General features: G+C 49.7%; 2 protein-coding genes. Both read right to left on the reverse strand.

The window, feature by feature from the left end:
* On the reverse strand, positions 1-4,663 hold a 4,663-nt coding region (locus tag HGH92_RS33330; protein WP_168875194.1), incomplete at its 3' end, for an SDR family NAD(P)-dependent oxidoreductase.
* A gap of 2 nt (positions 4,664-4,665) precedes the next feature.
* Complete coding sequence (locus HGH92_RS33335; RefSeq protein WP_168875195.1) at positions 4,666-9,756, reverse strand: beta-ketoacyl synthase N-terminal-like domain-containing protein; 5,091 nt, start codon at positions 9,754-9,756, stop codon at positions 4,666-4,668.
* Positions 9,757-9,806: the final 50 nt, after the last annotated feature.

A 9,806-nucleotide genomic window follows, 5' to 3' on the forward strand; every position in this document is an offset into this window, starting at 1 on the left:
TATCCCAGAACTCACCGATATTGCGGGCGCCGGGATAACGGCCGCTTAAGCCTACGATGGCTATGTCTTTTGACCCGGCTGCCCGGCTGACAGACGGCGATGTTGCCAAAGGCGCCACTGGCAATTCCTCCCGGGAATTGACGACACCCGTTAATGCTGACAGCTTCGCTGCATGATGTGCGGCAAAATAATCGGCCAGCTCTCTCAGTGTCTGGTACTCAAAAAACAATGTCCTCGGCAGTTTCCCGAAAGATGCCTCCAGACGGTTGGTCAGTTTGTGGATCAACACAGAATCAATACCATATTGCTCAAAAGCCGCATCAGGATCTAATTTCAACAAAGGCAGCTTCAGTTCTTCGCTGATAAGCCCACGAATATAATTCAATGAGGAGGACAGATCAGCAGCTACCTCTATGGTACTACTGTCTGGTTTCTCTGCCATCGGCATCCCCTTCTTACCATGAAATACGACCACCTGTTCGTGGCCCTGTTGTAATAACCGGTCAAACAACGCAAGGCCGGAGGATGCCGGCAACGGCTGCATTCCCCATTCCCGCTCCAGATAACGTGCGCTTTCCTCATCTACCTGCATCCCGTCGCTGGCCCATAGCGGCCATGCGATGCTCTGCGTGCGGCCACTGCGCGCTCCTGTCTTTACCAGCTCATTGCGGTACAGTGCATAGTCGTCCAGATAAGCATTTGCTGCAGCGTAATCGCCCTGCCCGATATTGCCCGTCACGCCTGACAGGGACGAGAACAAAATCATAAAATCCAGTCGGCAGGAAGCGCTGGCCTCATCCAGATGCCGCACGCCGCCGATCTTGGCACTCAATACCGCCGAGGCGGATGCCCCCGTCTTGTTGATGATAAAACTGTCCCGCACCACGCCTGCCGCGTGGATAATACCGTGAAGCTCCCCGTAGTTGTCCTGCACCCAGCTGATCAGCGATGCCACTGAGGCTGCATCTCCCACGTCGCAGCGGCGATAGCTCACTGCCGGCAATGCGGCAACCCACGACGGCGCCTCGCTACGGCCGCACAGCACCACGCGGGCGCCAGGCGTATTCGTGATATGTGACGCCAGCAACCGGCCAAGACCGCCGCCGCCACCGGTAATCAGGTACACCCCGTCTGCACGGATACCTGTCCCTGGTGAAGGAGAGGACGATGAAGATCGTAGTTCCTGTAACCGCTTCACTTCTCTCACACCGCCACGGTAGCGCACTTCAGCATCTGACGTATCCAGCTCGCAAGACACCAGCTGCGCCAGCTCTTCAATATCTTGAAGGGACAAGCGCTCCACGCCTATCGTTTTACTTTTTAACTGTGGATATTCACGGCTGGCCGTTTTCAACAGTCCCGCTATAAACCCTTCTCCCGGAAGGGAAGCGTAGCAGTGCAAGACTATGAGACGGCCTCCCATACGCTGCTGTAACCGTTTTTTCACCTCCTCCAGGCAGAACAGGAAATATTCCGTTGGCGTGCCGGCGGCGACATGCACGGCCCTCATCTCCAGCCGCTCTCCCAGCTTCTCTGCCAGTGTTGCCGGGCCGCCGGACACCAGCAACAGATCTTCTGCGGCTGCCTGCGAAAGCATTTCGGTGATTGCCTCCGCTTTCCACACATGGTTGTAAAAAAAAGTCTTTTCCCCGTTTTCCTCCTGTACAGATGAATAACGAGGTTGTCCTACCGGTATCCAATACCGCTCGCCGGCAAAAGGATAAGTAGGCAGACCGATTTTCTGCGGTTTATCGTCAGGGTACAACAATGTCCAGTCAATGGTTGCGCCTTTCAACCATGCGCAGGCCAGCAGGTTAAGGTCGCCATTGTTCAGTGCAACCTGGATTGCTGACGGCCCGGCTTCATCGTTCCCGCTGTTGTTGTCACCGTAGCAGGCGAGGGGCTTATTCTCCGGAAAAGCCTCCAACGCGGCCATCAGTTCCTTCATGCTGTGAACAACTATGGCCCAGCGTTCTTCCATGGCTTCCCGTCCTGTTTGCAGGGTGTAAGCGAGATCATATAAACTGATGCCATCATTGTTCTGAAGAAAAGATTTCAGTTGTATTGTCTGTTCTCTCAGAATGCTGATCGTATGGGCAGACAGCACAATCAGCGACTCTCCGTTGCCACTGAATCTTTTCACACGTTCCCCGGTATAGTCGTCAACTATAATATGCGCATTACTGCCGCCTGCGCCGAAACTACTGATCATGGCCCTTCTGAGACCATTAGTCGGCAGCCACTCCTGTAATGTTGTATTTATTTTGAAAGGAGTTCTTTCCAGATGCAGGTCCGGATTCAGTTTTTCCGTACCTATAGTAGGTGCCAGCTGCCGGTGTTGTAACTGTAATATTACTTTTGTCAACTGCGAGATGCCCGATGCGGCTTCGAGGTGGCCAATATTGGATTTTACTGCACCTATTACAATGTTGTTTTCTCCCCTTTCATGAAATACTCTTGACAAACCAGCTATTTCGATTGGATCTCCAAGCGGGGAGCCATTAGCTGCCGCCTCGATATAGTTGATCGAAAAAGGATCTATCTGCGCCCTTTTTAACGATTCGCTGATTAAAAGTGCCTGTGCGCCAGGATTAGGGACACCGAAACCACCTGATCGTCCGTCATGGTTTACAGCTTCTGAACGAATGACTCCATAAATCCTGTCTCCATCGGCTTCCGCCCTCTTCAGGGACTTTAATAAAACAGCGCCTACCCCTTCGCCGGGCAGGTAACCGTCGCCGGCAGCAAAACTTTTACTGGTTGTCGCCGTGCCTAAAAAACCTATTTCTCCCAGGATCTGCCAGCGTGAGGCATGTAGATTTAAATTAACACCTCCGGCAATGGCACTCACACAATCTCCTTTCCTGATAGCATCACATGCCTGAATAATTGCAGTAAGGGATGAAGAACAGGCAGTGTTTACAGCTATGCTCGGTCCTGTCAGTCCGTAATGGTATGACACCCTGTTAGCAATGGCCCAATGCGTATAAAACGATAGTTTTTCGAGTGTCGGTTTTTCAGTTGCCAGCAGCGGGTAATCATTGAACATGCTACCTACGAAAACGCCTATACGTCTTTCCGGATAGGTCATTGGCTTCCATCCTGCATCTTCAAATGTTGCCCATACTACTTCCATAAACAGGCGAATCTGCGGGTCCAGCAGTTCAGCCAGTACAGGCGGAATCCTGAAATGTTCCGCATCAAACTTGTCAATGTCTGTTAAAAATCCTCCCCATTTGGATTTGATGTTGCCGGCATTATATGCGCTATCGGCATCCCATCTATCGGGAGGTATTTCAGTAATACAGTCTTTGCCCGCTTTCAGATTATCCCAGAATGCATGAATATTTTTTGCCCCGGGATATTTACCACTCACCCCTATAATGGCGACAGGCTCTCCCATCCCTGTTCCCGAAGCAGCTACTACAGGTAGTTCTGACAGAAAAGACAGTGGCTCCGGATTTTCCTGCCTGACTGCGGTCTGCTGATCAATGTCAGCAGGGACCTGATATTGGGACAGATAATCTCCCAGATCTTTTATATTCTGATACTCAAATAACAGCGTCGGGTATAGGTCTGTCTTGTACAATCGTTCCAATTCCCTTACTATTTCCAAAGCTCCTTTCGAGTCCAGTCCCAGCTCATAAAAGCCGGTACTGATGTCTGTTTCAGATACCGGTTTGCCTGTTTTATTCCCTACCAGCTGCCGCAAATAATGCGTTATTGTCTCCTCTTTCACCGGCGGCGAGGACACAGGAACAGTGGCGGCCGCTGTTTGTATTTCTTTTATAGCCGGAGTTTCCACCAATTTCCGGATCATTTCCGGATGTCTTATTCTTTTACTGGTGATGTCATAAAACCGCGCCAACAGTTGTCCCTCCTCATCATATACGGCAATGTTGTTCTTAACAACTTCCGGCGCCTTACCGAATGGCAATACCGGTTTATGGCTATGCACGAATATTTTTCCGGGGAAAGGGCGGTGCCATTCAAAACTGTCAATTGAAAAAGGGATATAGGGGTCTGTTCCCGCCGGTATCCAGGGATGGCTGCCTGCCAGATTAAATGATATGCCGGCGAATGTGGCCCCGTCCAGGAAAGCGGGATGCAATGCCAGCTCTTTCAGATATTCCGCAGCTTCTTCGCCGAGCTGCAATGCCATCAACTCTTCATCTTTCCGTTGGTAGACAGCGCCTTTCGTTTGCATGAACGGCCCGTGAAAAATAGATACGCTTCTGGCCCATTTATATCCTTCACTCATATCCAAGACGCGTTCGCTGCTGGCGATAAAACCTTTTACATCAAATACCTGATCGTCCTGCTTACCGAAGGGTTCAAGATGGCAACGCATATGTTCTGTCCATGGCCCTGCCGGCTGACCTGGCGTGGGCATTTCCGCCGAACGCGCTGATACTGCGTAATTTCCGGCAGCAACATTGGTGAAAGTAATTTCCAGGTCACGGCAACAGCCGTCTGCCACTGCCAGCGGTTCCAGAAACAACATTTTCTTTACCCTGTAAACGTCGCCAAACATCGCTTTTGCCGCGCGCAGCACCAATTCAATATAATTTACGCCCGGAAGGATGCTAATGCCATAGACCTTATGGTCTCTGAGAATAAAATTGTTAGCGTCCATCTCAATATGAACAGTCCTGTTCTCCATGCTCAACTGAAATTAGTGTTTAGATATTTCATAAATACGGCCTTTGCGATATCACTTTCAACAATATATTTTTCTTCTTCCGGCCAATGCCTTTGTCGTTTAAAGCCAGGTTGTGGCGGAGCAAAAGAAGACACTACACTGGTTGCGGGAATACCTTCATTGCTCAATATAAGATGCCCATTGCTCCCTCCCAGACCGAAAGCACTCACTCCGGCCCTTCTTACACCGTTTACGCCAGGCCATTCTGTCAACACCCTTACCGGATATACCGCAGAATTGTCGAAATCAAATCGGCGATTGGGAGTATTACAATGAAGAGTAGGCGGCAGCTGTCCGGCATTCATCGATAACAATGTTTTAATAACCCCTGCAACGCCGGCAGCACTAAGCAAATGCCCGATATTGCTTTTTACACTGCCAATCCCACAAATTCCCCTGGCAGAAGTATGTGCTTCGAATAACCGGTTAATGGCTTTGAGTTCAATGGGATCTCCTATGTGAGTAGCCGTACCATGCGTTTCAATGTAACTGATGGTGGCTACATCCACACCGGATTTTGCCACTGCACGCTTCAGCAGGTTCAGCTGTGCAGCAGGGTTAGGGGTAGTTACGCCCATCGTATTCCCATCATTGTTAATCGCGGCGCCTTCAATCACGCCGTATATTTTATCGCCGGCCCTGACCGCGTCGTCCAGGCGCTTCAGCACTAATACCCCGCACCCTTCACCCAGACCAATGCCGTTAGCACTTTCGTCAAACGTTTTACTTCTTCCGTCGGGAGAAAGTACGCCGGCAGCGCTGAGCGTAATAAACGTTCTTTCATTGAGGAGAATGTCCACTCCACCAGCCAGCGCCGCTTCTGTTTCTCCGCTAAGCAGGCTATCTACAGCCAGCGATATGGCAGTAACAGCGCTGCTACAACCAGTATCTACCACCATATTAGGCCCGGTGAAATTGTAGATATGCGCTAAGTGTGCGGTGATGAAATTCTGGCCTACACCTACCAGGATATCTTTCGGTAATGCTTTTACCTTATCAGAGAAATTACTCACCCTGCTTCCTGCAAATACACCCACACTTTTACCCCATAGGTCTTTTTTACTGAAGCCGGCATCTGCAAGTGCTTCAGCACTCACTTCCAGCCATTGCCGCTCGAGAGGATCTATATTTTGGGCCAGCGAAGGATGGATACCAAAATAAGCAGGATCAAAGTCTTCAATTCCGTCAAGGAACGCTCCCCACTTACTGATACTTTTCCCATTCGTGGCTCCGCCAGGCGCATAGTGCCTGGCTACAGACCAGCGGCTGGCAGGCACTTCTCTGATACTGTCCCTTCCATTTTTCAGATTCTCCCAGAAGGAAGCAATATCAGGCGCGTCGGGAAAGTGACACGCCATGCCCACCACAGCGATCCTGTTATTGCTGCGATGAGTATTCCCATCTTTTCTACCACTTTCAGCCGCTGTCGTATGTGTCATTTTTTTATTGGTATTAACAGCAATTACCAACTGCTGTTCCTTCCCTCCTCCTTCAGGAAACGAGCCGCTCTTATTGAAACCATTGGCGGCGAGCACCTGCTTCCAGCTGTCAGCTGAAAGCGCCGGACCTCCTTCCATCCTGCGTTCCTCATCTTCAAACAGCCACCAGCCGTCCAGCAACCCGAACGTAAGTGTATTAAACACCGAGTTTACTGCGATCTCGTTCAATAGCAAAAGGCCGTCCGGCTTCATGGTTTTTCGCATATTTTGCAGGCTTACGGCTATGTCCCTGGTAGCATGCACAACATTGGCGGCAATGACTATGTCATAAGTATGTTCCGGCAAATGCTGCGAAGCTGGCGGCTGGCCAATATCGAAAACAGCAGTTGTCAGATAAGGCGCTATTGTCTTATAAGTCTCTTCTGCATAATGTAAAAAGCTTCTGGATACATCTGTGTAAGCGTAAGTGATATAATCGCTATACGGTACCAGTTTTTTAAAGATCAGCTCACTGGTGCCTCCGGTTCCCGCCCCCACTTCCAGTATCCTTATCCGCTCTCCGGGACGCAGTTGCTTCACTCCGGCCTCAACAGCATTGGAGACCGCGTTGGTCAACAATTCGTTGAAATAATCAGCATACCTGTTCCCTTTATAAACTGCCGCTACATATGCCATGTTACCCTCGGGGAACATAACATCTGTTGCTTTCCGCATTCCGGTTATGATCTCAGGGAATGCATCAAGGGACATCTCCAGCAAGTTGAGCACACCTTTAAAGTTGGGATAACGTTCCCTGAGCTGCTGCAGGGCAGCGGTATGACTGTATGTTGCTGTTGTCCCACCCCCGGAGGAAATGCTGACCTGTCCGGTTTCATCCCATACAAGTAGTCCGGCATTGACCGATATCCGGACCAGCTCAGCAAAAAGCCGCTGATATTTATCCACTACTCCCAACGCCTTTCTCAATCCGGTAACGGTATGATAGCGATGGTCCCTGATTCCAAGGTCCAGTAGTATTTTAAGTATACTTTTTTCACAAAGCTGTTGCAAGCCGTCATCAAAGCCACTATCCATCTGTAAAGGGAGTAGGCCTCCATCATTCCCGGAACTAATTGCGCTGATATCCAGTTCTGACAGCACACTGCCTTTTGTTTTATTCACAGGATCTGTTACATCTGCTTTTTCTGTCTGCACCGTCTCAGAAAAAGATATATCCTGCCCGTTCATCAAGGCTAATAACCCCTCAGGGCACTGTTCTTTCAGATACCCGGCCAGCAGGTTTATGGTTGGGTATTCCAAAATAACGTTAGGAGACACCGCCATGCCGTTTAATTGTGTTTCCAAACGTTTAACCAATAATGACAATACAATGGAATCAACTCCATATTCCTGGAAATTGGTATCGTTATCCAGAATACGGGGATCCATCCGTAACACTATGCCGACCTGGCCTTTCAACCAGTCGGTAATATCCGGGGACTGCCGGTCGTTGTGCATGGCAGATGGCTCTTGTATACTGGTTTTTTCAGGAATAGTAATCGCTGTTATGCTATCAAATTTGGCAGGGTCGTATACTGCTGAAAAAACAACCGGCGGGCATTCATCGTTCATCAGAATACAGTCCAGTATCTCCAATGCCTCCTTATTGGTCATTGACAAAAAACCCAACTCGCCATAAAGGCCGCCTTTCATTTCCCCGATACCCGCTTCTTTCCAGCTCGACCATTGTACACTGGTATAGCGATAACCTTGCTGCCGGCGGAAGGCAGCGAAATTGTCCATAAAGCTGTTGGCCATGACATAGTCACTGAACCCCGCTCCCAGCCTTGGTACAACGGAAGACAATGAAGAGAACAATACGGCAAAGTCCAAATCGTTTCCCTGCAGCAGTTCATGCAGATTTTCCAATCCTTGTACTTTAGGGACCTGTAATGCTGTTATATCTGCTCTGGTTTTATCAATGAATGCATAGGTGTGGTCGTCCACATACCCGGCGGCATGCAGCAGCCCTTTAACAGGGCCCCATACACGCTGTATGTTATCCAGGTATTCACGGAGCTTCTCTTTTTCAGTAAGCGGTATATTCACCACTTCCACTACCGCCCCTGCAGCTTCCAGGGAAAGGACATCCCTGATTTTTTGGCCAGTCCTGCTATTTTCCTGTTTTCTTTCTTCCCAGCTATCCCTGTCGGGTAAAACTTCCCTGCCTAATAAGATGAGGTTCTTTATGTTGTGTGCAGTAACAAGGTGCCTGGCACATGCCATGCCTATTCCTCTTGTTCCTCCGGTTATCATTACGGGTCCACTGCAATGCCGTTTAAGGGCTTTCTCCAGTCGGATTTCCTTCAGTTGTGGAACATGCCAGCTTTCGTTATGGTACCGAACTTTGGTGCCGGCATTCCGGGATGCATAAGCTGTGGTGATCAACCTACTTTTATCAATATCTGCCAGACCTGCCGGCAGACGCACATGCTGGCTATGGACTTTTGAATATTCCGCCTGTAACATACCATACAGCCCAAACCGGTCGGCACCTCTGATGTGATCGCCATCTGTTTGCTCTTCATTAACGATCATAAGTTTGAGCGATGCTGCCGTTGCTGTAGTTATAACCTTCTGAAGCAGCGTTATCCATTCATAATTAACCGGATGGCCTGCTTCCAGCGGAGTAAGATCAATTAAACCAGTTACAGTTTCCATTGTCCCGACAAAATCACTAACGGAAGAGACAACTTCTATTGCCCCTAATGTGTTCCTGAGTGCGGTTATCAGGCCTTTACTAAAGCCATTTGTCAACACCAGTACCCTTGCGTTTTGCTCCATATTGTTGTCCAATATAGCAGGCACCCATGTTTCGGCATAAGCGGTTATTATCTTTTCGATTGATGATTTTTCTTCGTATTTCGTTGCCGACCGCATCGTTGCCTCGTTTGCCGGTATCCAGTAACGTTCTCTCGCAAAGGGATAGCCTGGCAGGCTGATCTTCACGGGCTTATTATCAGCGTATAGCTGCTTCCAGTCAGGTATTATACCACGTACCCACAAACGGGCCAGGGAACGGTGTTCCCGGTGTGTTAACGCATAATCGATATAGGCCCGGCCCGCTCCGCCCTCCAGCAGAAAATCCGTCCGCTCCTTTTTAGTGTTACCGGTAAAGTAATCGCCCGTCTCTCCTGAAAGGTATTGCCTCAGCAGACCCTGTAGCGCTGAATGGTCCGTCACAACCATCGCCAGGCGCTCTTCCAGCGCATCACGTCCTGTTTGCAACGTATAGCCCAATGCCCGCAAATCTATGTCCGGAGCACCTTCCAGATATACAAGCAGGTTATTTGCCAGGACAGACAACCGCTCCTGGTTGCGGGCAGACAATACTACCATTACCGGATGAACATCCGTTTTATGCGCAACTGCTCCGGGCCGGTCATATGCTTCTATGACCACATGAGCATTGGCGCCGCCAAAACCGAAGCTGCTCACGCCTGCCACCAACGGCAGGGATGATTTGTCTTCCCAGCGTTCAGGGGATGCAGATAAACGAAAAATGCTGCCTTCCAGTTTTATATATTCATTGGCCTGCTGCAAATGAGGATTACCCGGCAGCAGCCCATGCTTCATTGACAGCAGCACCTTTATCACACCCGCAATTCCCGCTGCGGCCTCCAGAT

It is taken from the genome of Chitinophaga varians, assembly GCF_012641275.1.
Lineage (GTDB): Bacteria > Bacteroidota > Bacteroidia > Chitinophagales > Chitinophagaceae > Chitinophaga > Chitinophaga varians_A.

Coding starts and splice junctions, on each gene's coding strand:
- HGH92_RS33335 (WP_168875195.1), bottom strand. CDS start 9,756: ATGAAGCATGGGCTGCTGCCGGGTAATCCTCATTTGCAGCAGGCCAAT.